Source organism: Exiguobacterium sp. PFWT01 (genome assembly GCF_018255795.1).
GTDB lineage: Bacteria > Bacillota > Bacilli > Exiguobacteriales > Exiguobacteriaceae > Exiguobacterium.
In genome coordinates this window covers 1,799,047-1,825,359 of record NZ_CP073755.1, presented here as the reverse complement: position 1 = coordinate 1,825,359, position 26,313 = coordinate 1,799,047, and the positions used below count along the sequence as shown (strand labels likewise).

The following is a 26,313-nucleotide window of genomic DNA, read 5'->3' as shown; positions in this document are numbered from 1 at the left end:
AGAGAAGGCGTGACCCTTCTCATTGATTGCTTAATACGGTGATATGATTGACTTGGCGAATGACCTGATCCTCATATAATACATAGACAGGTCCGTCAGTAAGTACTTTTCCGTCTTTTGAAAATTGTAAATATACGCGCGATGCCTCGCTGAGCGATAGAGTCAATATGGTCTCCCCGTAAAAACGGACATGTGTCGCGAGTTCAATCGGTTCGGCATTGTTTAAAAATGGCGTGAGCGGCATGGCGAACGAGTCGCGTAATGCTGCATCCTTATCTTGTCGCGACATCGGTTTATTGTGGTCGATTCGAGTTCCTTGTGACAATCCGTCATCCCATGCTTTCCCCATTTTCGCATAGTATGCCTCACGATCATTCTCCGTCACCGAGTCCAAATCTTCAATCTTTCGTTTTCGTTCGTCAAAAATCCATACGGTCGGGTCAATCGTCAGACTGTGGCGAACTGCTCCATCAAGTGGAAAAATCATGCTTATATCCCCCTTCATACACATTACACGTTTCATTATAGCGCTCTTTCTCGTAAAATGGAAAAGAGGAAGAATGTCGCGTTCATTCATACTGTACATTGAATTATGATGAAAGATAATGTACAGTTGAGTTATGACAAACAGTCTGTCATCGTACGGAGGAGGGGTCGTAGTGGCGACAAATTTGGCTGCAATCCAACGGGAGCAAGCGCTTCAATTACTCGAGGCGGATGCTGAAAAAATCCGTTGTCTGATTGAAGTGCAGTTAGAAAACCTAAAAATGCCGAAGTGCCCGCTTTATGAAGAGGTGCTTGATACACATATGTTTGGACTATCGCGCCAAATTGATTTTGCGGTTCGTCTTGGACTCATTTCAGACATTGAAGGTAAAGGACTGCTCGATTCATTGGAACAAAAGTTGTCTGCTTTGGCAGAAGCTTCAGAATTATGAACCTTATACTCAAACTGTGCAAGTGGCGCTGTTTGAGTATTTTTTTATAAGGGTTGTCGGATTGTTTTACATAAGGAAGTGAATACATGAAAACACGGTTTCGGTATTTTGATTTTGCGTTGTTTTTGTCAGTGCTCTTGCTCGTCGGGCTCAGCTCGATCATGATTTATAGTGCGAGCGTTTGGAATCGTGGGGATTACGCGAATAGTAGTTTATTCTATCGCCAGCTCGTCTACGTTGGAATCGGAATCTTTGTCTATTTGATTGCGACATTGTTCCGATATGAGATGTTTCGGAAAAAAGGCATTCGCCTCGGTCTTTATGCGCTCTCTGTCGTCTTGCTATTTGTCACGTGGGCGATGCCTCCATTGAATGGGGCAAAGGCGTGGCTCATCATCGGCGGAATGACCATTCAACCTGTCGAGATTGCGAAGTTCGTTCTCATCATACTGCTTGCGAACTACTACCATGAGCTATGGAATAATGAGTTGAAAGGACTCCCTGGTCGACTGGCGCGGGCCGCTATCACGAAAAAGGGGTTGCGTGCACAAATCGGCGCCTTCTTCTTAGTACCGGTTCTCTTTTACTTCTCGTTCTACGCCATCGCAATCAATGGACAGCCGGATATGGGTGGGTTATTCGTCCTCGGTTCCATCATGTTGCTCATGTGGTTCGGTGTCGGGGCGCCGCTTCGAATTTTGATTCCGGGGATTTTAGCTGGGATTGGTACTGTATTCGTATTGTTCACGACCATCTTCTCGGAGAATCAACGAAGTCGGATTGAAGTCGTGTTCAACCCGTTCATGGACCCGGAAGGATATGGACACCAATTGCTCATGTCGATTATCTCGATCGTACATGGGGGATTGACCGGAGTCGGACTTGGGAACAGTTTTCAAAAGTATGGGTATTTGCCAGAACCAGAAACCGACTATATCATGTCGATCATTGCGGAAGAGCTAGGATTCCTCGGTGTATTGACGGTTTTAGTCCTACTCTTCTTCATCGCTTTTCGCGCGATCCATATCGCCAATCATGCGGATAGTCACTTTGCGATGTTCGTGTCGTTTGGGATTGCCTCACAAATTATGATCCAGACGGCCATCAATATCGGTGCGATGTCCGGTTGGTTCCCAGGGACAGGCGTAACCTTGCCACTGGTCAGTTATGGGGGAACATCGCTCATCATGATGATGGGTGTTCTCGGGGTGCTCAGCAGTATCTCGATGCGTAACCGTCATCGAGAGGCGACACGACGAGAAGAAATTCGGGTGAAGTCAGAAGAAAACGTTCAACGTTCATCACTTCACGTCGTCAGGTAAGGAAACAAACAAACTTCATTAACGGGGGGATTTCATTTGAAACCAATTAAAAAGTTACTTGTTGCAAACCGTGGGGAAATTGCCATTCGCGTATTTCGCGCGGCGACAGAGTTAGACATTCGAACGGTAGCCGTCTATTCACAAGAAGATAGCGGCTCCTTACATCGCTTTAAAGCCGATGAGGCCTACTTGATCGGTATAGACAAAAAACCGATCGATGCGTATCTCGATATTGAAGACGTGATTCGAATCGCTAAGGAGTCAGGCAGTGATGCGATTCACCCGGGATATGGTTTCCTTTCGGAGAACATTGAACTCGCACGACGTTGCCGTGAAGAGGGCATTATCTTTGTCGGACCGCATGAGTCACATTTACATGCGTTCGGTGATAAGGTACGAGCACGTCAGAGTGCGATTGCAGCGGGTCTTCCTGTCATTCCGGGTTCGGATGGGCCGCTCACATCATATGAAGACGCGGAAGCATTTGCGAACGAGCACGGATTCCCGCTCATGGTCAAAGCGTCGATGGGTGGCGGAGGTCGCGGAATGCGTGTCATTCGAACAGAAGCGGAAATGAAAGATTTGATTGAACGTGCGAAATCAGAAGCGAAGCAGGCGTTCGGTTCTGACGAAGTGTACATAGAAAAACTCGTCGAACGTCCGAAACACATCGAGGTGCAGATTCTTGGGGATGAGCACGGTCACATCATCCACTTGTTCGAGCGTGACTGTTCGGTTCAGCGCCGTCACCAAAAAGTTGTCGAAGTGGCGCCGTGTGTGACCTTGTCTGATGCATCGCGCCAAGCGATTTGTGATGCGGCGGTCCAACTCATGCGTCACGTCGGCTACGTCAACGCCGGTACAGTCGAGTTCTTGGTGACAGAGGATGAGTCGTTCTACTTCATCGAAGTTAACCCGCGCATTCAAGTGGAACATACGATCACAGAGATGGTGACGGGCTTTGACATCGTTCAAACGCAATTGATGATCGCGCAAGGTGAGTCGCTCCACGGCGATATGATTCAAATGCCGAAGCAAGAAGACATTAAACTTCTCGGTTATGCGATTCAATCACGTGTTACGTCTGAAGACCCAGGCAATAACTTCATGCCGGACACAGGAAAAATCATGGCTTACCGTTCTCCGGGTGGCTTTGGTGTTCGTCTTGACGGTGGGAATGCGTATGTCGGTGCAGAGATTTCACCGTACTACGATTCACTTCTCGTGAAATTGTCCACACATGGCATGACATTCGAACAAGCGGCCTCGAAGATGGTTCGAAACTTGAACGAGTTCCGGATTCGTGGAATCAAGACGAACATTCCGTTCTTGATTAACGTCATGAAGCACCCGAACTTTATCAATGGAGATTACAACACGTCATTCATCGATGAGACGCCAGAACTGTTCGTCTTCCCGAAACGAAAAGACCGCGGGACTAAACTGTTGAACTATATCGGGGATGTGACAGTGAATGGATTCCCAGGTGTTGGTCTGAAAGACAAGCCGATCAGCCGTTCGGTACGAATCCCGCACGACCTCCCGGCAGAAGCGAAGCCAGGGACGAAACAAATTCTTACAGAGCTTGGACCGGACGGCCTCGCCGACTGGATCAAACGTCAACCGGAACTGTTGTTGACGGATACGACGATGCGAGATGCGCATCAATCGTTGCTCGCGACGCGCATGCGCACACAGGATATTCTGAATATCGCCGAACCGACAAGTAAACTCATGCCAGAATTGTTCTCGGTCGAGGCATGGGGCGGAGCGACGTTCGACGTCGCATACCGATTCTTATCCGAAGACCCATGGGTACGTCTCATGAAGCTTCGTGAGAAGATGCCGAACGTCTTGATTCAAATGTTGCTACGCGGTGCGAATGCGGTCGGATACAAAAACTATGCAGACAACGTCATCGAGAAATTCGTACACGAAGCGGCATATGCTGGAGTCGACGTGTTCCGAATCTTTGATAGTCTCAACAACTTGGAATCGATTCAATTGGCAATCGATGCGACACTTCCGACTGGGAAAGTGGCGGAGGCGGCCATCTGTTATACGGGAGACTTGTACGATGGCAACCGTCCGAAGTACCACCTTCCGTATTATATCGACCTCGCGAAGAAACTTGAGGCGAGTGGTGCGCATATCTTGGCAATCAAAGATATGGCCGGTCTATTGAAGCCGGAATCGGCCTATGCACTCGTATCGGCATTAAAGGATGCCGTGGACTTACCAATCCACTTGCATACACACGATGCTTCCGGTAACGGAATCTTCACCTATGCTCGTGCGACAGATGCCGGTGTCGATATCGTTGACGTTGCCGCGAGTTCGATGTCAGGGATGACATCACAGCCTTCAGGTGGAAGTTTGGTTTATGCGCTCAACCACCACGAACGTCAGCCGAAAGTCGACCCGAAACAATATGAAATCATCAGTGACTACTGGCAAGATGTGCGTCACAACTATGAACCGTTTGAAAGTGATATGCGTGCATCGAATCCATCCGTGTACGAACACGAGATGCCAGGTGGGCAATATTCAAACCTCCAACAGCAGGCGAAAGCGGTCGGACTTGGAGACCGCTGGGCAGAAGTCAAGGCGATGTATGCCCGAGTCAACATGTTGTTCGGGGACATTGTCAAGGTGACGCCGTCATCGAAAGTTGTCGGTGATATGGCGCTCTTCATGGTCCAGCATAACTTGACGGAAGAAGATGTGATGACACGAGGACATCAGTTGGACTTCCCAGACTCGGTCGTCGAAATGATGCGTGGTGAATTAGGAACGCCTCCAGGTGGATTCCCGAAAGATGTGCAACAAGTCATCTTGAAAGGGGAAGAGCCATTAAACGTTCGTCCTGGTAAATTGATCAAACCGTATGACTTTGAATCGGCACGCCAAGAACTATTCGAAAAATTCGAGCGACCGGTGACGGACTTTGAACTTCTTGCTCATGCGCTTTATCCGAAAGTGTACGAAGACTATATCAAACATACAACGACATACGGGGACGTCTCAGTGCTCGACACGTTGACATTCTTCTACGGATTAAACGTCGGTGAGACAATCCAAGTTGAAATCGAGACTGGAAAAACGTTAATCATCAAGCTCGTACAAGTGAGTGCAGCGAATGAAGATGGCATCCGTCTCGTCTCGTATGAGATGAACGGGGTACCACGTGAAATCGAGATTAAAGATGTCAATGTCAAATCGGCAACGACAAGCCGTCCGAAAGTCGATCGTTCGAACGCCAAACAAGTCGGTGCATCGATGCCGGGGTCTGTCTTGAAAGTATTGGTCGAACCAGGAAGTCGCGTTCACCGTGGGGAGCAGTTGCTCGTCACAGAAGCGATGAAGATGGAAACGACGATTCAAGCGGCACAAGATGGTGAGATTAAGGCCATCCATATTAAAGAAGGCGACACAATACAAAGTGACGACTTGTTGATTGAATTTGTATAATCAAAAGAAGCATAGCGCGCTATGCTTCTTTTTTGTAGATGGGAGTGGAGATCATGAGACGAGTATGTTGGTTTCGTTCGGATTTTAGACTGACCGATAATCATATGTTACACCGTGTATTGAAAGATATGGAGGAAGGCGATGACCTAGATTTCGTCTTTTGGTTGAATCCGAAATACTGTCACCCATTCGAAGTGCGGCATGACTATTTCTTCTCGACGATGCGAACGTTCATGGATGATTTAGAAGCGAAAGGGTTAGGGCTTCGTGTCCTCGTCGCGGAGACGGAGGATGCGTTCGTGAAACAGCTCGGCGAGATGGATGTGCTCTATTTTAATGCGGAGTATGTGGAACCGTTCAAACAGCGGGATGACCGTGTGATTGAAGCACTTAGTGAAGATGTAAAGGTAGTGCGACTTTTAGATCGTCACCTGTTTCATCCCGATGCGTTCCGTACAAAAAGTGGCGATCCCTATAAGGTGTTCACCCCGTTCAAAAAAGCGGCGTATGCCGAACAGCCACCCGCACCGTATGAGGTTGATGTCGATCGTTTATCTCAGTACATCCGTTCAAAGAATGAACAACCGAGTGAACTGAAAGTGCTCTTCAAGCGATGTAAACGTGAATGGAAAGGGCTAGGGGAAACGGAAGCGAAGAAGCGATTGACCCGCTTCGTCAATGATCGCATGGTCGATTATGACGAGAAGCGTGATATTCCGAGCATCGCCGGGACGAGTCGACTATCTCCTTATTTACGGACAGGTGTGTTGTCGATTCGCACGATCGCCGAACAAGTGTTGTCGGCGAGGCAATCAAAAGGGCGCGACACGTATTACGATGAGCTGTTGTGGCGCGAATTTTATTACATGGTCATGGCAAAGTTCCACGGATTGAAAGATCAACCGTTCAATGATAAATACAAGTCGATTGAATGGGAGGACAATGAAGAGCAGTTCGAAAAGTGGTGTAACGGGGAGACCGGGTATCCAATCGTCGACGCCGCGATGCGTCAGTTGAACGAGACCGGGTGGATGCACAACCGCCTACGCATGATTGTCGCATCTTTCCTATCGAAACATCTCCTTCTCGATTGGCGAAAAGGGGAACGGTATTTCGAGCAAAAGCTGATCGATTATGAGGCAGCGTCGAATATCGGGGGATGGCAATGGGCAGCATCAGTCGGGACGGACGCTGTTCCATATTTCCGTATTTTCAATCCGACGACGCAATCCGAACGATTTGACCCTGACGGAACGTTCATCCGGAAGTATGTGCCGGAACTGAAACATATAACAGATAAATCGATTCACTTTCCAGACCCGTCAGAGCGAGACGAATATGCCATGCCACTCGTCGATCATAAAGAAGCGAGAGAGCGTGCCCTCGAACGATTTAAAGCATTGTAAACAAAAAAGCGCCGTGGCGCTTTTTTGTTTGGTTATCCGTTCATATTTTTCAATTGTGCCCCGTCTTGTCGCGCTGTCGACCGATACGCGTGATAAGAGAGGTATGACAGGATACCGAAGTAACAAGTGATCAAGAAGGCGTGAAGGAGCGGAACGTAAGTCGCGTGTCCCCCAAGGACGATCCAAGCACCTGTACCGACTTGAAGCAGGATGAAGAAGAGAGACGCCATCATGCCGCGCTCAATCAAACGATTCATTTCTTTACGTGCCAAATAGAGAACATACAACGTGTACAAGACGAGTAGCCCGGCCATCACACGGTGTCCCATCTGCACATACGACTCAAACGTCCACACTTCTTGTTCACAAATCGGCCAACCGACGCAAGCATATGTAGCACCGAGGTGACGGACATAGGCTCCGGTGTAGACGACAATCATCGTATAGATCGATAGACCGTAAAGATGAGATCTCAACCGTCTCGATACGACTTGATGCTCCCGGTCACCTTCGAATAACAGAATCGTCAAAATGAGTAACGATGCGAACGACACGAGTGAAATTCCAAAATGGAGGGCCAGGATGGCGTCCGACTGTTGCCAAATGACCGCGCCCGCTCCAATGATTGATTGGATGAGCATAAAGATAAATGCGAGAAACGCGAAGATTTTCACATCGACCCGATGTTTGACCGCGATGAACGTCCAAATGGCGAGCGCAATGATGAGAAGACCTTCGATACCGGAGACTACCCGGTGACTGTATTCGATCATCGTTTCAACACTTGGGTTGGTTGGGATTAATTTTCCATGACAGAGTGGCCAGTCCGTCCCACAACCATCTCCTGAATCCGTCTTCGTCACGGTTCCACCCATGATGAGGACAAGCATCATCCCGAGGGTGACAAACCCTGAGAAAAACGCGAGTTTTTTATGCATGCAATACCACCTGCTTCTAATCAAAATCCGTTAAAAATGTACCTTGTTTATTTATATTTTTTTCGCCATACTTATTATACGGCTTTCTGTTCAAAAAACGAAATGGAAAAGCTTGCAATCGTTATCAAAAACGTTATTCTAATATTAGTAAAGCACATAAGGTGTGACAAATATCACACTATTGACACAAAAAACTCGCTATTTTACAAGCATAAAGGGCGTATTTTATAAAAAAATATGGTATCTTTGTAGAGAGTTAAGTGTATTTTGTTCATATTGTGTTTTTTCTGTGAAGAGAATGCGAGGATTTCGTGATTATGTGGGGGGGTCAGTATGACAAAAGTCAACCCAGGGATGACGGTAGATGTAGAGTATACAGAATCAACGTCATTCCGAGATTACGTCGCCTTAGCGAAAATGGGAATCGTTCGCGCCAACCTGTTGTTGGTGTTTGCAGGATTCTTCGTGGCAGCGACGTACCAGAGCGATACGCCAGTCCTTTACTTGTTTGAAGTTTGGCCACAGCTCTTATTAACGATGTTAGGAAGCGCACTCGTGATTTCGGGGAGTTGTTACCTAAACAACTTTGTGGACCGAGATATCGATTACTTAATGGATCGTACGGACAATCGACCGAGTGTAACCGGCAAGATTTCAGGAGAGAAGATTTTACTCCTTGGATTGACACAACTTGCAATCGGAACACTTCTTTTGCTCCTTGTATCGTACGTCGCCGCAGTATTCGGTTTAATCGGGGCATTTTTTTATGTCGTGATTTATACGATGTGGCTGAAGCGTACGAGTACGCTCAATACGGTCGTCGGTAGTATTTCGGGAGCCGTTCCACCGCTCATCGGTTGGGCAGCACTCGATCCGACACTTCATATCGATGCGTGGCTCATGTTCCTTGTCATGTTCTTATGGCAACCACCACACTTCCTGGCGCTCGCCATGCGACGGACGGAAGAGTATCGAGCGGCAGGCATTCCGATGCTTCCGGTCGTGAACGGATTTGCCATCACGAAACGGCAAATCATCTGGTGGATTGCGACGCTGATTCCGGCATCGCTCTTATTTATGCACTATGGTCTTGTTTACTTGACAGTCGCAGCCGGTTTAGGGGGCTACTGGTTGTATCTCGGGTTGAAAGGATTCAACGCCGAGGATGAAATCAAGTGGGCAAACAAAATGTTCTTCTATTCATTAATTTATTTAGTCGTGTGGATTATCGCGCTGATTTTGACAGCACTCTGGTGATCGCACTCACTATATAGAAAACCATTACACATCATTTTGGGAGAAAGTGGGGATTGTTGTGAAATCATTTAAGAAGCTTCTGTTTGGCATCGTCCCGATGATGATGTTCGCAGTCCTGTTATCAGGTTGCGGTCAAGAGGGATTGTCTGCATTGAAGCCGATGGGAGAAGGGGCTGAGCTTCAGCTCCGCATCATTCTCATCAGTTTGGCGATCATGCTCTTCGTACTCATCATCGTATCGGTCATTTACGTGTACGTGCTCATGAAGTTCCGTCGGAAAGATGAATCGATTCCGAAGCAAGTTGAAGGTAGCAGTACACTCGAGATGATTTGGACAGTCGTTCCGATTATCCTTCTCATCATTCTCGCTGTTCCGACAATCACGACGACTGTCGAACTCGCGAAAGCGAAAGAAGCGAAAAAAGAAGAAGAAATCAACGTTACAGCTAACTTGTACTGGTGGGAATTTGAATATCCAGAAGCAGGTGTTGTGACAGGGCAAGAGCTCGTCATTCCAGTCGGAAAACGAGTCGGCATCAACTTGACGTCTAAAGATGTCATTCACTCATTCTGGGTACCAGCTTTATCTGGTAAGACAGATACGAACCCAGGACTTGATAACGAAATGTGGTTACATGCAAATGAACCAGGTACTTACTACGGGAAATGTGCTGAGCTTTGCGGTCCGTCACATGCCCTTATGGACTTTAAAGTCATCGCGCTCGAGCAAGAAGAATATGATCAATGGCTCGCTGACATGAAAGCCAAGCAAGACGAGAACGGTGAGAAACTCGTCGCAGACAACACGAACTTGACGACAGGTGAGCAAGTGTATGTCGAAAGCTGCTTGAGCTGTCACGGCGGCGGTAAAGTGGCACCAAGTTTAACGAACTTCGGTGATCGTGAATGGCTCGCAGGTTACCTCGAAAACAATGAGGACAACTTGAAAGAGTGGATCCGTGACCCGCAAGAGAAGAAACAAGGGGCTCTTATGCCAGGATTCAATGAAGGTCAAATCAGCAACGAAGAATTAGACGCACTCGTTGACTTCTTGTATGAGCAGAAGATTGACTAACGGGAAAAGGGGGATTTCACGTGGCACAGACCACTGCAATGCAGCAATCGCGTAAATACAATGGCATCATGGATTGGATTACGACGGTTGACCACAAAAAAATCGGTATTTTGTATTTGTTCTCAGGAATCTTCTTCCTCCTTCTCGGTGGAATTGAAGCATTACTGATTCGTTGGCAACTCGTCAAACCAATGAACGACTTCGTCAGCGGTGAGACGTTTAACCAGTTGATTACGATGCACGGAACGACGATGATCTTCCTTGCGGCCATGCCGATGTTATTCGGTTTCATGAACGCCGTCGTACCACTTCAAATCGGGGCACGCGACGTTGCGTTCCCATTCATTAACTCATTAGGTTTTTGGTTGTTCTTCTTCGGTGGAGTCATGCTTAACTTGAGCTGGTTCTTCGGAGCAGCACCAAACGCAGGGTGGACGGCTTACGCTCCACTTTCAACACAACCGGAAGCGACAGGGGTAGACTTCTACGCTCTCGGTCTTCAGATTTCAGGTTTCGGTTCATTGATGGCCGGGATTAACTTCCTCGTCACCATCTTGAACATGCGTGCGCCAGGAATGAAACTCATGCGTATGCCACTCTTCACATGGACGACTTTCGTTGCATCGGCATTGATCGTCTTCGCATTCCCACCACTTACGGTCGGATTGTTCATGTTGATGTTCGAGCGACTCTTCGGAGCTGCTTATTTCGACCCGGCACTTGGCGGGAACGTTGTCATCTGGGAACACCTTTTCTGGATCTTCGGTCACCCGGAAGTATACATCTTGATCTTACCGGCATTCGGTATTTTCTCGGAAATCATTCCGACATTTGCGCGTAAACGCCTCTTCGGTTACACGACGATGGTCTTCGCGACAATGCTCATCGGTTTCCTTGGATTCATGGTTTGGGTTCACCACATGTTCACAGTCGGTCTTGGTCCAGTTGCCAACTCGATCTTCGCTGTTGCAACGATGGCGATTGCCGTACCAACGGGTGTTAAAATCTTTAACTGGCTCTTCACACTGTGGGGCGGTCAAATTAAATTCAACGTCGCTATGCTTTATTCAGTCGCGTTCATTCCTTCATTCCTCGTAGGTGGGATGACAGGGGTTATGCTCTCTGTCGCACCGGCTGACTATCAGTACCACGACAGCTACTTCGTTGTCGCTCACTTCCACTACGTAATCGTAGGTGGGGTTGTATATGGTCTCTTCGCAGGACTTTACTACTGGTTCCCACTCATGTTCGGAAAAGCCCTTTCTGAAAAGCTTGGATACTGGCAGTTCTGGTTGTTCTTTATCGGGTTCCACTTGACGTTCTTCCCGCAACACTTCCTCGGATTGTTCGGTATGCCACGTCGAGTCTTCACATACCTCGATGGTCAAGGTTGGGATACACTCAACATGCTCTCGACAATCGGTGCATTCTTCATGGGTGTGTCAACGATTGTCTTGCTCGTCGCTGTTGTGAAAGCCTTCTTGTCGAAAGACCGCGTCAAACCAGACCACTGGGGAGATGGACGTACGCTTGAGTGGACACTTCCTGTTCCGACTCCAGAGTACAACTTTGCACAAACGCCACTCGTCAAAGGACTTGATACGTTCTGGCTCGAGAAAATGGCTGGCAACAAACGCGTGTCAGTCGCTGAGGAAGTTTCGGACATTCACATGCCGAACAACTCGCTCATTCCGTTCTTCATGTCACTCGGCCTCTTTATCGCAGGACTCGGTGCCATCTTCCAGATGGATAACACGGTCGTCGGTTGGTCATTGATTGGATTTGGATTAGCGATGACGTTCGTCTCGATGTTCCTACGTTCTTGGATTGACGATCACGGCTACTACATTCCGAAGTCACAAGTCGAAGCAGACTTGAAAGCGATTCGTGAGAAAGGAGAACAATAAATGGCACATGCAGTTGAAAAACACCCAGTGACCGGTATCCCGGCCAATCCAGAGAAAGCAACACTGGAAGGGAAAAATAAATATGTGGCCTTCTGGTTCTTCCTTGGTGGAGAGACAGTCCTCTTCGCCTCGCTCTTTGGAACATACGTTGGTCTCTTGAACTCTGGTGCGCCAGAGGAATTACGTTCGTATAACATTTTCGAAATGGAGCTCGTCTTCATCATGACGATGCTCCTCCTCACAAGTTCACTTACAAGTGTCCTTGCGATGATGAACATGAAGGCAAACAATCCAGGGCGTATGAAGCTTTGGTTGATTGTGACGCTCCTTCTTGGTGCCGGATTCCTTGGTGCTGAGATTTACGAGTTCATTCACTACTACCACATCGGTCACACGTTCACGTCGAGCGCATTCGGTTCAGCCTTCTATACGTTGGTTGGTTTCCACGGCGCGCACGTAACGTTCGGTCTCCTTTGGATTACGACGCTCTTGATTCGTAACTGGAACCGTCCGATCGATGTATACAATGCACCAAAGTTCTATGTATCGAGTCTATATTGGCACTTTATCGACGTTGTTTGGGTCTTCATCTTCTCAATCGTCTACCTCTTAGGGATGGTGAACTAATATGGAAAAACGAGTAATGAACGAATCTCACAAGCAGTTAGAGCTTGAAGTAAAAGCAGAGTCGAAACGTGAGTATCAGCTTCAACTAATCAGTTTCGCGATGATGATTTTACTCACATTCGTGGCATTCGGCGCCGTCTATGCGGAATTGATGCCGGTGTGGGCAGCAGGTGGTTTTTTAATCATCTTGGCGGTCATCCAAGTCTTCCTACAGTTATATATCTTCATGCATATGAATAACCGTGGGAACACGTGGATCGTTGGCATGATGTGGCTAGGTATATTTGTTGCCATCATCACGGTCGCTGCACTCCGCTTACTCATTTGGTAATTGTGACAAAGGATTGAACATCTGTGGAAACACGGATGATTCGGTCCTTTTTCCTTTACTTCAAAAATGAATGAATAGTAATCTTGAAGTGAACGGTTTCAAAGGTTAGGGAGAGAAAGAAAAGGGGTGAACGGATGCTCTGGAATACGTCGGAGCTGCTCAATCAATTTGATTGGCTCACGTTATGGAGTCCGCTGTTCGGATTGCTCATGGTCGGGATTTATGTGTTATACGCCGTCGTGACAGAGAGAATGGCGAAGCGAGGATATGCCTCGACCACGTTATTACAAAAGTTTAGTATGTTGTTTGCGATTGTCTTGTATTACATCGGTTTTGGAAGTCCAATCGATGTCATGGCACATATCATTTTATCGGTGCATATGTTCCAAATGGTGCTCGTCTATATTTTGGCACCGGCACTCGTCGTTTACGGTCTACCGTACTGGGTGTTCGAAAAAGTACTTAGCTTCAAATGGATTGGGCCGATGTTCAAGTTTTTGACGAAGCCACTGATCGCGCTCATTTTATTCAACGCATTGTTCTCGATTTACCATATGCCGGTCGTATTCGACTACGTCTTGACGAACTACGGCGTTCATCGTATTTTCCACGGTGCCCTTGTCGTCTTTAGTTTGACGATGTGGTATCCGGTCATCGTTCCACTCGTCTCAGACGAAGAGGAAGGCATGTCCGATTTGAAACGAATGGTGTACATCATCGCCAACGGGGTCTTACTGACACCTGCCTGTGCGCTCATCATCTTTAGTCAAACGACGCTCTATAATGCGTACACGGACCCACAGACGTTTGCGACGGTCCTTGGATACTGTCTCCCGAACGGTGACGTTTCCGGAATTGATTTAGAGGCGTTGATGGGAGCGACGAACAGTGCGCTCGAAGATCAACGTTTCGGTGGGGTCCTCATGAAACTCGGTCAAGAGATCGTGTACGGCTTCTTCTTCGGCTGGACGTTCTTCGGCTGGGTGCGTCGGACGAAGTCACTTGCTCTTGATGAAGGCATGTCATTTACTCCGCAAGAAACAAATGAAAAAAATTAAACAGAATATAAAGGGGAAACATTGATGAACTATCTTGCCTTAATTAGTGTGTCATTCATCGTCATCAGTGCGATTCTTGTCGCCATCGGATGGGTGATTATCGCAAAAGACCGCAGCAACATCGAAAAACATAAAAAGGTGATGACGGCCGCCGCGATTGCAGCGACGACGTTCTTCATCCTTTACGTCTCACGTACCATTTTTGTCGGCAACACGGCATTCGGAGGACCGGATTCAGTGAAGCCGTTCTATCTTGGTTTTATGATTTTCCATATTCTTCTCGCGACAACAGGTGGTATCCTCGGATTGATTACGCTCTATCTCGGTTATAAAAACAAGATCGAGAAGCACCGGAAAATCGGACCGAAAGCGTCGGTCGTCTGGTTCTTTACGGCCATTACGGGTGTGACGGTTTACATTCTTCTCTATGTGGCATATGACCCGGGTGAAACGACGAACGTATTCCGCGCGATAATCGGAGGATGATCCATAGAGAGGGAGAGCTGTATGAAACGGAATAGCTATTTGACGGTCGGTTTGACCGTCTTGACGCTTGTCGTCATCGGAGTAGCCGTGTATTTTGTTTTCTTCAATCAAGACGACCTACCCGTCATTCAAGAGCCAACCCCGTTCACATTGACGAACGCATTAAATGAAGAGACCTATGATTCCGATAACGGGAAAGTGAAGATCGTGACGTTCTTCTATACGAACTGTCCAGATATTTGTCCGCTCACGTTACGTGATTTCATGAAGCTCGAAAAAGAATTGAAAAAAGAGAACTTATACGGATCGGACGTAGAACTCGTCGCGATCACGGTTGACCCGGATGTGGATACCGTGCCCGTCCTGAAAAATTACGGGGAAGCATTCCAAGCAGAGCCGACTGGATGGAAGATGCTGACGGGAGACCAGGTAGACATCGATCGGATCACGCGCCAGCTACAGTTCTATTATTCGAAGGCGAACAGCGGACTCGTGACGCATGCGACGACGATGTACGTCATCGACCGCCATCATGATGTCCGTGCTGTCGCGCAGATGGCGACGGCAGGGGATGAACCGGTCGATATCGAATCTATCATGGAGGACGTTAAAGTGCTCGCGAATGAAAAGGAGTGATAACCATGAACGATACGATGGCTGTGATTGGGAATGACTATTCATACGGAGACGTGACGATTGCGGAACGGGCGATTGAAGATTTGATCGCGTGTAGTGCAATCGAATTCGGCTTGAAAGAAGTGAAAGTCGTCTCTCGCTCGAAAGACCACTATGATTATCAAATCATTGCACCATTATCACTCGTCGAGGCAGAGCGATTGTATCGCTATGTTCGAGACCAATTCGATTTATTGCTCGGTCAAGTCGATGTGACGTTGACCGTCATTGCGACTAACTGATTAAAGCCCACGGAAGCGAATCTGCTTCGGTGGGCTTTGTTTTCATTCATACTTTTTAGTGAGCTTGATACAAGATTAAAATTTTATTCTTAAGTGGGTCATGAAAAAGTTCTGCAAAGAAGCAATACCCATCTTGAAAGTCATCTAGGTCTGCTTCATTTGAAAGGACGATATGAGATTTGTATGACTCGTTCCATTGAGATCGAATATCGCTGATCGATTGAGGATCTAATATATTTCGATCATGTATTTGATAAGTTGAGAGATAAAGAGTCTGGATGGATTCAGAACAAATCATTTGTTCTAATTCATTGATTGAATCAGGCAGAGGAAGCACTTCTAATTGGATGCGTGACGCCCCAGAGTATAAGATGTTGCCCTTTCTTTCAAAATAAATCGAGTGATTCAAGGTCGGGAGCCTCCGATCTAGTCAAAAAAACAAACCCCTTCGCTTATGCAAGGGGTTTGACTTCTAATGTTTCTGCGAGTGCTTTTAGACGGCGCTCACAGTCGCGGACGATTTCTTCTGGGAAGACTTCATCGTATTCAACACCGTGTGGATAATAATGCTTTCCTAAAATCGGTGTAAGCATTTTGACAACAGCGTGACGATCTTCGATTTGACCTTCGATCGCGTATACAGGTAAGCGAAGATAGAATGTTTCGCCAGTCGATTGTTTCTCATATTTCATATCATACGTGGCACGCTCATAATCCCAAGCACCTTCACGGATGAAATGATGATGATCCATGATCGTCTCGAGCAAACCAAAACGGATTTCTTTTCCCTCGATGTGGAACTGCTCAAATTTCATCATAATCCCCCTTTTCGAATAAACCTCATATGTCATCATACCATATTCAAAAACGTTCTTGGAATAACGTGTGTTCAAATTGTGAAAAAAAGATGAACGATTAATCAGCCGAGTGTATTTAAGTATTCCTCGATTTTTTGCGGGAGCTTCACGCCGAGCGGTAGCAATCCTTCCGACCCGAAAAAGACGTTGAATTCCAAAATGTAAAATCCATCTTCTGTCACGATGACGTCAAACGCTGCGTGATTGATGGATAACGTATTCGCAATCGATTGAACTTCTTGGACGACGTCTTCCGGGATGTCTTCGTACGAGAAGTGGGCTCCTTGAGCGACGTTGTTTAAAAAGGCCTCACTGACACGCCAATAGGCACCGACGACTTCTTCTCCAATCACGATGACGCGTAAGTCACGATCGTTCGGGATGAACTCTTGGACATAGAACGTATCATGATTCTCGACATATTCTAACCAGTCTTGGTCATTTTTGATTAACCATACCCCTTGACCCATTGAGGATTTGGCTTTTTTGGCGACGAACGGGTAGTGGAACTCTTCTAACACGCGTTCAATCGTGTATGGGTTTTTTCCATAAATCAATGTCTTCGGAATCCGGTGCGGATATGTCGCCTTGAAGGCGCGCGTCATCTCGATCTTGTCGTGCCCGAGGTGATAAGTCGCTGGTGATGGGAAAATCGCTTTATTCATCCCGTAGATGATGGAATTGACCATCCAATACTCAGGGAACAGGACGAGGTCGGCAGCGCGAACCTTGTCGAGCTGATCGAAATAATATTCGGGTTTCGCATAATCCGTCTTGATCCCGGCCGATCGGATCATATTAAAAGAAACTTTTTTCATACGTAGACGCATCGGTTGCGTCTGTTCACTTCCTTTCTACATGGAACGCCTTGCGGTCAACTTCAATTATAGTGTGGATTGCTTACATAGGGAAACAATTGTGGTAAAATCATGGCAGAAAGGGTGAGGGGTATGATAATCACTGAACAGACGATTGCCCTGCTCGATCAAACAGAAGAATTGACCGATTTGATTGAAGCAAGCGAATCGTTTCAAACATATATTCAAACGAAAGCGGCACGTCTCGCATCACAAGAAGCAAAAGAGATCGAGCGTGAGTTTTTGAAGATGAAAGAGGACTATGAGTATGTCCAGCGATTCGGAAAGCATCATCCGGACCACGACCGTATCAAAAAAGAGATGCATCTCATCAAACGTCGTCTTGACGTTCAGCCAGAAATCGCTGCGTTCAAAAAAGCGGAACGAAGCTTGGATAAGTTGTTAGGGGAAGTGAGTGAACTACTCGCTCATTCAGTCTCTCCTAAAATCAAGGTCCCGACCGGTAATCCATTCTTTGATGAAGGTGGATGTTCTGGTGGAGGTAGTTGCGGAGGAGGCGGAAGTTGTGGATGCGCCGTCTAAGTTGAATGAACGGATTGGCTTCGTCGTATACGTGAATTCCTTGAAACAAGTGAAAGCGTTAAGACGTTATGCGAATCTTTACTTTGTCTCAAAACGAGAGAAGTATGCGTTTCTTTATACTGACCTCGAAAGTCATGAAGCCGTACTCGAACAAGTGAAAGCATTGCCGTTTGTGGAAGCGGTCGTTCGAAGCGAGCGCCCATTCATTTCCGAAACGTACGAGACAAAATCGAAATAAACAAAAAGATGAAGGTGGCATCACCTTCATCTTTTCTGCTGGAGGGAAAGACATGCGTGTCATATCTGGAGAACGAAAAGGGACCCGTTTGAAGGCGGTCCCGGGAACGGCGACACGGCCGACGACCGATAAAGTGAAGGAATCGCTATTCAACATCATCGGACCTTATTTTTCAGGCGGGAAAGCACTAGACCTGTACGCGGGCAGTGGTGGGCTCGGAATCGAGGCGTTATCACGAGGTTGTGACGAAGCTATTTTTGTCGATCGTCAACCGAAAGCCGTCCAAACGATTCAAGAGAATTTACGAGCGACCCATTATGAAGTGAAAGGGAAAGTATATCGTCAAGACGCCAAGGCGGTACTCGAACAGCTCAAGGTTCAACAGGAACAATTTAAGCTCATCTTTATGGATCCTCCATATCATGCGGAAGAACATGTGGCGTTCTTACAAATGATCGATGAGTCGAATCTCTTGATGGATATCGGCGTAGTCGTCTGTGAACACGGCAGCGACGTGACGTTACTGGAACGAGTAGGACGATTTGAACGAATTAAAGAACAGCGATACTCAGATGTCATCACCATCAGTTTCTATGAGTACGCATCGGAGGAGTGACACGATGAAACGGATTGCGATTTGTCCGGGTAGCTTTGACCCCATCACGAACGGACATCTAGATATTATTGAACGAGCGGCGGCCATTTTTGACGAGGTCATTGTTGCCGTCCTTGAAAATTCAAGCAAGGCCCCATTGTTTGATGTGGAAGAACGACTGGGACTGATCCGAGACGTGACGACACATCTGCCAAACGTGTCGGCCGACGCGTTCGGTGGATTGCTTGTCGAGTATGCCGCAGAGCGGGAAGCGGCGACGATCGTCCGTGGGCTCCGTGCAGTCTCAGATTTCGAATACGAGCTTCAAATCGCATCAATTAACAAAAAGTTGAATGAGAACGTCGAGACGTTGTTCATGATGACGAATAGTCAATATTCGTTCCTCAGCTCGTCGATTGTCAAAGAAGTGGCGAAATATGGGGCATCGGTCAGTGAGCTCGTACCGGAACAGGTTGAAATTGCCTTACGTAAAAAGTATCAAGTGAGTTCGGGACAATGAAATCGTTAAAGATCGGACTCGGTTTACTCGTCACAGTTCTTCTCTTCCTGTTCGTCCCACTTCCTTACTACATCTCTTCACCCGGAGCGGCGACCTCAATTGAAGAGTTCCTGACCGTCCAAGGTGGCGAAAAAGAGGATGGGGAACTGATGATGGTGACGATCTCCCAACGCCGTGCGACTCCGTTTTGGTTAGTGGAAAGTTGGGTGACCCCGTTCACGGAAGCGAATTTATCCAGTCGCTATTTATATGATGGAGAGAGTGAGGCAGACTATGAACGTCGCCAACAATTATTGATGGACTCCTCTCAACAAGCGGCGGTTCAATACGCCTATCAGTTAGCAGATCAAGACGTGACGGTCGATTTCGAGGGGATTTATGTATCCGCTCCGATTCCCGGGTCCCTTGCGACCAATACGTTGAAACCGGGTGATGTCATCACGGCCATCGATGGGATGTCCTTTGCCACTCGCGTCGACTTTTTGAATCGCGTTTCGGAATTTGATGCGGGCGATGAAGTGGAGTTGACGATTGAACGAGACGGTGAAGAACGTGTCGTGCAAACGCTCATTCAGCCGATCGATCAAAGTGGGGATCGTGTCGGGATTGGAATCTATGAGCCGCTTCCCGTTCAAGAAATCACAGCTGATCCTGAAGTCGATGTCGCTTTGACGAATGTCGGTGGTCCGTCTGCAGGATTGATGTTCACGTTAGAAATCTATGATCAATTGACGCCAGGTGACTTGGCAAATGGAAAACGGATTGCCGGAACGGGGACGGTCGATGAGGAAGGGAATGTTGGACCTATCGGTGGTGCTTGGCAAAAGATAGTCGCCGCCGATGAGGAGAAAGCGGAAGTCTTCTTTGTGCCGGCCGGTTCGAACTATGAAGAGGCGCTGGAATCACGAGACCGTCTCGACAGTGACATCGAAGTCGTCCCTGTCAAGACGGTCGAGGATGCGATTCGTTATTTAGAAGAGATGAACTGAGGGCGTTGCCGGTGTTCGATTAACGCGTCATCTTGAAGCGGGAGTCGATATGCTTCGGTGACACGAGCTTCGAAATCGACCCGGCTATCGAACTTACTGACGAGTTGCACGTCTTCCTTCACATCTCGTAACGCAAGTCTTCCGAGATCATTGAAGGCGAGTGGTCTCACGTAAGGGACTTCGTCAAAGCGTGTCGGCGCCTCGTCTTTTAACCAGTGAAGCAGTACGGCGACGAACGCCCGCTGAATGGCGGTACGCGTGTAGCGGCGCGTCGACACGGCAGCAAGGGCACGTTCGAATGAAGGTTCGACTCCCGCCTGCTTAAGACGAGGTGCGAGAGAGGCATCAATTCCTACGAGCTCCGTCATTGTGTGGAGTGGCAATGTTCTCAGTTTGAATTGTAAGACGGGCCAATAGTGTTCCCAATGTGTCATCGGTCGTGTCCGAAACATCGCTTCAGTTGATGCCGGGACGGCACGAACTTCACCGGTGTCTAAGTAATGAGCCCGAATGCCTGTCGCCGACATGACATCCATTAATGATGGGTCATGATAATCAGCCCCGAGCCGTTTGACTGTATGTAACTGAATCGATTTTGCTGCTTTGGCGTAATGGTAGCCCAAAATGTTGTTTGGTCGTGTCAAATCAAACGAGGGATAGACGATGCGAAAAGCTCGACTCGAAGCTTGCGCGGACGAATGCCCTTCTTGTAGCGCTTCTTTAAGCGCCTCTTTATAACGTGGCGTCTCTTCGACATGTGAACGGGCTGCATGTAGGATTGCATCGATATCCCCGCTCTCACTCCCGAACGATAGCGTCTGGCAACGGAGCTGTTCAGCAATCGAGACGGAGGCGCTAGCGAAACGGTCGGCGCGTTGGACCCCGTACTGGGTCGGTAGCTCGATGACTAAATCGATCGCACCGCTCTCGACGGCAGCCTTCGCCCGTTTCCACTTGTCGAACGAGGTAGGTTCGCCCCGTTGAGTGAACTGGGCACTCATGATGGCAATCATGACATCCGCCCCGGTTTCGTGACGTGCAGTTTGCGCTTGATAATAGTGCCCGTTATGAAACGGGTTGTACTCTGCAATAATGGCGGTCTTTTGCATGATTTACTCCTTTGCATTGTCGTATGGATTGGTGTAAGATGAGTAAGTACGCTTTGGCAAAGCGCCGTCGTCAACTGATTTTAGTGTAAAGAAAAAACATTGACAAAACAAGTTGGCCTATCTATAATTCATATTGTTGCAATTGAGGTGATTCGGATGAAATGGTCTATTGCACAGCTACTTAAGCTCCGAAACCAGGGTGACGGTTTTACAATCGATGAGATGGTAGAACTACCAGAGCTGACTCAGCTCCATCCGGATATCCGTTCGATTCGCCCGGTGCATGTGCACGGGGATGCATCGTTCACATCTAATCAAGTTACATTCAATCTGAAGATTCAAGGTGACCTGACGTTGCCAGATGCGCGAACGTTAGAAGATGTCACTTATGAATTCGATATTGAATCGCTCGAGCCTTTCTTTTTGGAGAATGGGCGTTATACGGAGCAATTCGATGACGTGAATTTGCCAGAAGGAAATACGATCAGTCTTGTACCGATTGTAAAAGAGCTCATCATGTTAGACGTCCCGATGCAAGTTTACGGGAACGAAACAGACAAAACTCAGGTTGAAGGAGAAGGCTGGACGCTTACTGACGAACAGCCCGAAGCCCAACCAAAAATTGACCCGCGTTTCGCGGGACTAGCCGACCTGTTCTCGAAAAAAGAGAACGAGGAAGGTTAACTTATCAAGGAGGTGGACAACGATGGCAGTACCATTCCGTAGAACGTCGAAAACTCGCAAACGTCTTCGTCGTACTCACTTCAAACTCAACGTACCTGGTATGAACGAGTGCCCGAACTGTGGCGAAATGAAACTTTCACACCGTGTTTGCAAATCTTGCGGACATTACAACGGTAAAGAAGTAACAAGCAAATAATGCTTGAAGGAGTGACCTGTTCTCAGGTCGCTCCTTTTTTGTTTGTCATTTTTGGGTCATGGCGAAAAGATGTGGTAAACTTTTTGTGCGAAAATAGTTCGAATAGGAGGAGGACCATGATGAACTCCATCAAACGAATTGGTATCATCGGAAACGGAGCGGTCGGATTATTGATGGCATCTTTGCTCGCAAATGATTACGACGTGACGCTCTACGGAAGAAGCGGGTCATCTGATCCACTTGTCATCACACGGACCGGCGTGACGGAAGGGACGGCACGTGTGTCGTTACGTTCCAGTCAGACGCTTCAAGAAACAGACGAGGATCTCTTTTTTGTCACGACGAAAGCCCATCAAGTCGAAGAAGCGACGGCTCGCCTCTCTGGTAAAGTGCCCGTCTTTATTTGTTCGAATGGGATTGCCCATCTGGAATATGCGATACGTCGAGGGTTTCATTTAGGTGTCGTCGAGCATGGGGTGACGAAGCGTGGTCATGAGGTTGAGCATCGTGGACTCGGACGGATTCGAATCGGAAGCACGTCGGGGCTCCATCCTCTATCATTTCAAGAGAGCCCACTTCACATCGTGTGGGAAGAAGAAATCGAGCAAGTCGTCATTGAAAAATTGTTTGCCAATGCCATCATCAATCCCATCACGGCGTTATGCCGGGTCCCGAACGGCGCGCTCGCCGGCTCACCATATCGTGAAATCGCACAATCGATTTACGATGAGTTGACGCCGTTGTTTGCGCAGCAAGTCTCGTATTCCTACATCGAGACGATTATCGAACGTACCGCACAGAATCGCTCCTCGATGCTGCGCGATCTTGAAGAAGGTCGGCCGACCGAGGTGGATGCAATTCTGAAACCGGTGATTGAAAAAGCCGAACAGATGCAGATTTCTCTCTCTGTCATTCCGCTATTACATAAACTGATTCTAGGAGCGAGCGCATCGTGTTAGTGTATATCGTTTCATTTCCACTCATCTTATGGTTTATGGTGTATATGATACTTAGAAAAATTATGCCGAAATCAATCAACTCATTCAAGCTCGCATGCGATGCCGGGGTCATCCTTTGGTTTTATGCATGCAGCATTTTACTTGAGGCCATCGTCGGGACAGATATGTTGCTGTTATTGCTCGCAGCCTGCTGTGCGATTTTCCCGATCAACGCGATTTGGCAGCGGATTCGTTATGAGGAAGTGCTGTTCACGAAGATGTTCGTGCATGGCTGGCGGTTACTCTTCTTGCTACTTGTCCCGACCCACGCCATTTTATTCGCGATCGGTGTAGCCCAAGGCATGATTCGTTGATTGATTGAAAGGAAGTTGTTATACGTGAAGGTAGAAGCATTTGATGCGCTATATGCATCCACATCACCGATGACTCAAATCGATCATGGATATGGTCGCTGGCTCGATTATCGAGGGATGGATGAAATCGAGAAACGTGCCGAGGAGGTCTCAGGGCGCACCTATGAGCATCTGCCGGAGCTCGTCGAAATAATCAAGGGGCAACAAGAACAGTTCGGGGAACTTTCGGAAGAGTTGGAAGCAAACCTGGAGTTACTCGCTCAGCGAAAAGCGTACGTGATGGTGACGGGGCAACAGGTCGGCGTATACGGAGGACCTTTGTTTGCCGTATACAAACTATTAGCGGTCATCAAACGGGCGAAGCAGGCCGAAGCGAAATTAGGGAAACCGGTCCTTCCTGTTTTCTGGATGGCGACGGAAGATCATGACTTTGCTGAAATCAACCATGTCTTCACGACACAGGCGTTTTCGAGGACCTTGAAAAAAGATGCCTTGTCATCGTTACCGCTTGCAGGAAAAGCATCGGTAGGGGACTTAGAGTTCGAACGGGTAAAGCTCGAACTTGTTCAAATGGCGCAACGTCTGCTATTGAATGAAACTGAGACACCGTATACCTCGCATTTGTATCATGAGCTGATTGACCTCATTCAAGCGAGTCGTTCGTTCGCTCACTTTTTCGGTGGCATGATGCGGCGATTCGTCGGGTCTGACTTTTTGTTGTTTGACCCACACGCGAAAGACGTACGGGCTCTCGAACGCCCCATGTTCCGACGTCTCATCGAGCATCATGAAGCGCTTCATGAAGCGCTCGGTCATGCGTATGAAGAAGGGATGCCGTCGGTCGAATTAAACAAGGATGCGGCCCATCTGTTTTATCACGATGGAACGCGAGAGCTGCTCACAAAGGTCGATGGCGTGTTCACGACAAAGAGAGGGCATCGCTTCACTGAAGGCGAACTGCTCACAGAGATAGAGGCGCACCCGGAGCGTTTCTCAAATAACGTGGTCTCCCGTCCGCTCATGCAGGATTTCCTGTTCCCGACTCTTGGATACGTGGCAGGTCCCGGTGAAATTGCCTATTGGCTCCAGCTTCGACCGCTCTTCCACGAGATGGGATGGAAGATGCCGCTTCTCTTGCCACGTCTTGGTGCGTTGATCGTGTCAAGAAATGATGAGAAGAAGCTTCGTCAAGAAAGCGTGACATTGGAGGAGTATATGAAGCAACCGCTCCCGGACCATGCATTTGACGATGAAGCGTTTGAAGAAAAGCTATATGCGTACCGAGCGCTTACGGAGGCCGTCAGTCATGAGGCAGGGAAACAAGGAAGACGATTTGAGGCGAAGTCGAGACATGTGCTCGAGCGATTGGCGGATGAGATGCGTGCCGAATCGAAGCGAGAACAATATCGCTTGAATGCGCGACGGATTCATCTATCGACCCGACTGTTTCCGATGGATGCCCCACAAGAGCGCATCCTCTCGATGGTTCCGATGCTAAATCGTCACGGACTAGACGTGTTTCAACGATTGAAACAGGCATATGAACAATCCGATGCGGAGCGATGTTTGTTCTATGTATAATCTTTTTTGGAGAGCTCTTGACATTTGTCAGGAGCTTTTTTTCGTTGTTACCTTTTTGTTTCCTCTTTTCACTAAAAACCTGTACGGACCTTGACATTTTTATGATAAAGTAAGTGTAATAAAACAGTTGAAATATGTAGGTTGAGAGGGTTTTTTGAATGTTTGAGCATGAAACGGTTTTAAAAATGGAGTCCATTGAGGGATTGAACATCAAACCAGATGGGGTATATGTCGATTGTACGTTAGGTGGAGCGGGTCATAGTGAAGAAATCGCAAAGCGTCTAACGACGGGTCAACTATATGCGTTCGACCAAGATGACGTCGCGCTCGCACATGCGAAAGAGCGATTGGCTCCTTATGAAGGCCGTGTGACGTTTATAAAGAGTAATTTCGTTCACTTGAAGGAAGAACTCGCCCAACGTGGTGTGACAAAAGTGGACGGTGTACTATTCGACCTAGGCGTCTCTTCGCCACAGCTAGATGAAGCGGAGCGCGGGTTCAGTTACAACTATGACGCACCGCTCGATATGAGAATGGACCGGTCTCGGGACTTTTCAGCCTATCATGTTGTGAATGAATGGTCGTTTGGAGAACTTGCTCGTATTTTCTTTACATACGGGGAGGAAAAGTTTTCAAAGCAAATCGCACGAAAGATTGAGCAAGCCCGTGCCGATAAACCGATTGAGACGACATTCGAGCTTGTCGACTTGATTAAAGAAGCGATTCCTGCACCAGCTAGACGAAAAGGTGGACACCCGGCGAAGCGGACGTTCCAAGCGATTCGAATCGCCGTCAATGACGAGTTGAACGTATTCGACCGCGCCGTTCAAGATGCGATTGATTTACTCGCAGTGAACGGACGCATCTGTGTCATCACGTTCCATTCGTTAGAAGACCGCATTTGTAAACAAGTGTTCAAAGAGCGTAGCCAGCATCCACCGTTACCACCGGGGTTGCCGGTCATTCCGAAAGAATTTGAACCGGAACTCAAACTCATCACCCGTAAGCCGATCGTGGCGAGTGAGGGAGAACTTGAAGATAACCGTCGTTCACGCTCCGCTAAGCTGAGAGTGGCCGAAAAACAAAAATAACCGAGAGT

The 26,313-nt window shown here is 47.8% G+C and carries 29 protein-coding genes; 24 read left to right on the top strand and 5 right to left on the bottom strand.

The genetic code is table 11. The annotated features are described in order from the left end of the window. Nucleotides 1-19 precede the first annotated feature (19 nt). A complete protein-coding gene (locus KD909_RS09455; RefSeq protein WP_211781412.1) occupies nucleotides 20-487 on the bottom strand; it encodes a hypothetical protein in 468 nt (155 codons plus the stop codon). Nucleotides 488-659: 172 nt separating this feature from the next. On the opposite strand from KD909_RS09455, the gene KD909_RS09450 reads away from it, so the two are divergent. From KD909_RS09450 to KD909_RS09435, 4 genes are all read left to right on the top strand, one after another. After that, nucleotides 660-938 (top strand): Fpa/YlaN family protein, encoded by a 279-nt coding sequence (locus tag KD909_RS09450; RefSeq protein ID WP_015881276.1) that lies wholly within the window; start codon nucleotides 660-662, stop codon nucleotides 936-938. Between the two features lie 86 nt (nucleotides 939-1,024). Beyond that, nucleotides 1,025-2,260, top strand: a complete 1,236-nt coding sequence (locus KD909_RS09445) for an FtsW/RodA/SpoVE family cell cycle protein (protein WP_211781411.1) — start codon at nucleotides 1,025-1,027, stop codon at nucleotides 2,258-2,260. 36 nt (nucleotides 2,261-2,296) lie between these two features. Continuing rightward, the gene (locus KD909_RS09440) at nucleotides 2,297-5,731 is read left to right on the top strand and encodes a pyruvate carboxylase (RefSeq protein WP_047795451.1); all 3,435 of its coding nucleotides are present in this window, start codon (nucleotides 2,297-2,299) and stop codon (nucleotides 5,729-5,731) included. Between the two features lie 53 nt (nucleotides 5,732-5,784). Next, complete coding sequence (locus tag KD909_RS09435; protein ID WP_211781410.1) at nucleotides 5,785-7,137, top strand: cryptochrome/photolyase family protein; 1,353 nt, start codon at nucleotides 5,785-5,787, stop codon at nucleotides 7,135-7,137. Between the two features lie 32 nt (nucleotides 7,138-7,169). Here KD909_RS09435 and KD909_RS09430 read toward each other — a convergent pair whose 3' ends face one another. Further along, entirely contained in the window at nucleotides 7,170-8,075 is a 906-nt protein-coding gene (locus KD909_RS09430) for a COX15/CtaA family protein (protein ID WP_015881280.1), read from the bottom strand. 333 nt (nucleotides 8,076-8,408) lie between these two features. On the opposite strand from KD909_RS09430, the gene cyoE reads away from it, so the two are divergent. From cyoE to KD909_RS09385, 9 genes are all read left to right on the top strand, one after another. Further along, the gene (gene cyoE / locus KD909_RS09425) at nucleotides 8,409-9,332 is read left to right on the top strand and encodes a heme o synthase (protein WP_047795450.1); all 924 of its coding nucleotides are present in this window, start codon (nucleotides 8,409-8,411) and stop codon (nucleotides 9,330-9,332) included. A 97-nt stretch (nucleotides 9,333-9,429) separates the two neighbouring features. Further along, nucleotides 9,430-10,407 (top strand): cytochrome c oxidase subunit II, encoded by a 978-nt coding sequence (gene coxB, locus KD909_RS09420; RefSeq protein WP_041918164.1) that lies wholly within the window; start codon nucleotides 9,430-9,432, stop codon nucleotides 10,405-10,407. A gap of 38 nt (nucleotides 10,408-10,445) precedes the next feature. Then, nucleotides 10,446-12,314: a cytochrome c oxidase subunit I gene (ctaD, locus tag KD909_RS09415; RefSeq protein ID WP_031421541.1), complete on the top strand. Its 1,869-nt coding sequence runs from the start codon at nucleotides 10,446-10,448 to the stop codon at nucleotides 12,312-12,314. Beyond that, nucleotides 12,315-12,941 (top strand): cytochrome (ubi)quinol oxidase subunit III, encoded by a 627-nt coding sequence (locus KD909_RS09410; RefSeq protein WP_015881284.1) that lies wholly within the window; start codon nucleotides 12,315-12,317, stop codon nucleotides 12,939-12,941. Between the two features lies 1 nt (nucleotide 12,942). Continuing rightward, the gene (locus KD909_RS09405) at nucleotides 12,943-13,272 is read left to right on the top strand and encodes a cytochrome C oxidase subunit IV family protein (protein ID WP_031421543.1); all 330 of its coding nucleotides are present in this window, start codon (nucleotides 12,943-12,945) and stop codon (nucleotides 13,270-13,272) included. Nucleotides 13,273-13,406: 134 nt separating this feature from the next. After that, complete coding sequence (locus tag KD909_RS09400) at nucleotides 13,407-14,330, top strand: cytochrome c oxidase assembly protein (protein WP_159562043.1); 924 nt, start codon at nucleotides 13,407-13,409, stop codon at nucleotides 14,328-14,330. Nucleotides 14,331-14,354: 24 nt separating this feature from the next. Further along, nucleotides 14,355-14,816: a DUF420 domain-containing protein gene (locus KD909_RS09395; protein WP_015881287.1), complete on the top strand. Its 462-nt coding sequence runs from the start codon at nucleotides 14,355-14,357 to the stop codon at nucleotides 14,814-14,816. 21 nt (nucleotides 14,817-14,837) lie between these two features. After that, nucleotides 14,838-15,452 (top strand): SCO family protein, encoded by a 615-nt coding sequence (locus tag KD909_RS09390; RefSeq protein ID WP_031421547.1) that lies wholly within the window; start codon nucleotides 14,838-14,840, stop codon nucleotides 15,450-15,452. Between the two features lie 5 nt (nucleotides 15,453-15,457). Next, entirely contained in the window at nucleotides 15,458-15,733 is a 276-nt protein-coding gene (locus tag KD909_RS09385) for a hypothetical protein (protein ID WP_015881289.1), read from the top strand. A gap of 452 nt (nucleotides 15,734-16,185) precedes the next feature. Here the strand turns inward: KD909_RS09385 and KD909_RS09380 are convergent, their stop codons facing one another. Together KD909_RS09380 and KD909_RS09375 are read right to left on the bottom strand one after the other, a co-directional pair. Next, nucleotides 16,186-16,548, bottom strand: coding sequence for a YugN family protein (locus tag KD909_RS09380; protein ID WP_015881291.1), 363 nt, complete (start codon nucleotides 16,546-16,548; stop codon nucleotides 16,186-16,188). Nucleotides 16,549-16,652: 104 nt separating this feature from the next. Next, nucleotides 16,653-17,387, bottom strand: coding sequence for an ATP-grasp domain-containing protein (locus tag KD909_RS09375; RefSeq protein ID WP_249199018.1), 735 nt, complete (start codon nucleotides 17,385-17,387; stop codon nucleotides 16,653-16,655). 153 nt (nucleotides 17,388-17,540) lie between these two features. On the opposite strand from KD909_RS09375, the gene KD909_RS09370 reads away from it, so the two are divergent. The 5 genes from KD909_RS09370 to KD909_RS09350 are packed head-to-tail and all read left to right on the top strand — an operon-like array spanning nucleotide 17,541 to nucleotide 20,332. Beyond that, complete coding sequence (locus tag KD909_RS09370) at nucleotides 17,541-17,990, top strand: YlbF/YmcA family competence regulator (RefSeq protein ID WP_015881293.1); 450 nt, start codon at nucleotides 17,541-17,543, stop codon at nucleotides 17,988-17,990. Continuing rightward, entirely contained in the window at nucleotides 17,974-18,228 is a 255-nt protein-coding gene (locus tag KD909_RS09365; protein ID WP_249199017.1) for a YlbG family protein, read from the top strand. Before KD909_RS09370 ends, KD909_RS09365 begins: the two co-directional genes overlap by 17 nt. A 52-nt stretch (nucleotides 18,229-18,280) precedes the next feature. Further along, a complete protein-coding gene (gene rsmD / locus KD909_RS09360) occupies nucleotides 18,281-18,844 on the top strand; it encodes a 16S rRNA (guanine(966)-N(2))-methyltransferase RsmD (RefSeq protein ID WP_211781409.1) in 564 nt (187 codons plus the stop codon). A gap of 4 nt (nucleotides 18,845-18,848) precedes the next feature. After that, the gene (gene coaD, locus KD909_RS09355) at nucleotides 18,849-19,343 is read left to right on the top strand and encodes a pantetheine-phosphate adenylyltransferase (RefSeq protein WP_015881296.1); all 495 of its coding nucleotides are present in this window, start codon (nucleotides 18,849-18,851) and stop codon (nucleotides 19,341-19,343) included. Then, nucleotides 19,340-20,332, top strand: a complete 993-nt coding sequence (locus tag KD909_RS09350; RefSeq protein WP_211781408.1) for a SepM family pheromone-processing serine protease — start codon at nucleotides 19,340-19,342, stop codon at nucleotides 20,330-20,332. Before coaD ends, KD909_RS09350 begins: the two co-directional genes overlap by 4 nt. On the opposite strand, the gene KD909_RS09345 is transcribed toward KD909_RS09350, so the two are convergent. Next, nucleotides 20,311-21,441, bottom strand: a complete 1,131-nt coding sequence (locus KD909_RS09345; protein ID WP_211781407.1) for a tRNA(Met) cytidine acetate ligase — start codon at nucleotides 21,439-21,441, stop codon at nucleotides 20,311-20,313. The genes KD909_RS09350 and KD909_RS09345 overlap by 22 nt on opposite strands. A 156-nt stretch (nucleotides 21,442-21,597) precedes the next feature. On the opposite strand from KD909_RS09345, the gene KD909_RS09340 reads away from it, so the two are divergent. The 6 genes from KD909_RS09340 to rsmH all read left to right on the top strand — a co-directional run bounded on the left by KD909_RS09340 (nucleotide 21,598) and on the right by rsmH (nucleotide 26,305). Beyond that, on the top strand, nucleotides 21,598-22,125 hold the full coding sequence (locus tag KD909_RS09340) for a YceD family protein (RefSeq protein WP_015881299.1): 528 nt from the start codon (nucleotides 21,598-21,600) through the stop codon (nucleotides 22,123-22,125). A 22-nt stretch (nucleotides 22,126-22,147) separates the two neighbouring features. Beyond that, on the top strand, nucleotides 22,148-22,321 hold the full coding sequence (gene rpmF / locus KD909_RS09335) for a 50S ribosomal protein L32 (RefSeq protein WP_015881300.1): 174 nt from the start codon (nucleotides 22,148-22,150) through the stop codon (nucleotides 22,319-22,321). A gap of 119 nt (nucleotides 22,322-22,440) precedes the next feature. Continuing rightward, the gene (locus tag KD909_RS09330) at nucleotides 22,441-23,280 is read left to right on the top strand and encodes a 2-dehydropantoate 2-reductase (protein ID WP_249199016.1); all 840 of its coding nucleotides are present in this window, start codon (nucleotides 22,441-22,443) and stop codon (nucleotides 23,278-23,280) included. Next, nucleotides 23,274-23,633, top strand: a complete 360-nt coding sequence (locus tag KD909_RS09325; protein WP_015881302.1) for a DUF3397 domain-containing protein — start codon at nucleotides 23,274-23,276, stop codon at nucleotides 23,631-23,633. Before KD909_RS09330 ends, KD909_RS09325 begins: the two co-directional genes overlap by 7 nt. A gap of 24 nt (nucleotides 23,634-23,657) precedes the next feature. Next, complete coding sequence (bshC, locus tag KD909_RS09320; protein WP_211781405.1) at nucleotides 23,658-25,214, top strand: bacillithiol biosynthesis cysteine-adding enzyme BshC; 1,557 nt, start codon at nucleotides 23,658-23,660, stop codon at nucleotides 25,212-25,214. Between the two features lie 158 nt (nucleotides 25,215-25,372). Beyond that, nucleotides 25,373-26,305: a 16S rRNA (cytosine(1402)-N(4))-methyltransferase RsmH gene (rsmH, locus tag KD909_RS09315; RefSeq protein WP_015881304.1), complete on the top strand. Its 933-nt coding sequence runs from the start codon at nucleotides 25,373-25,375 to the stop codon at nucleotides 26,303-26,305. The last annotated feature ends 8 nt before the right edge of the window (nucleotides 26,306-26,313 follow it).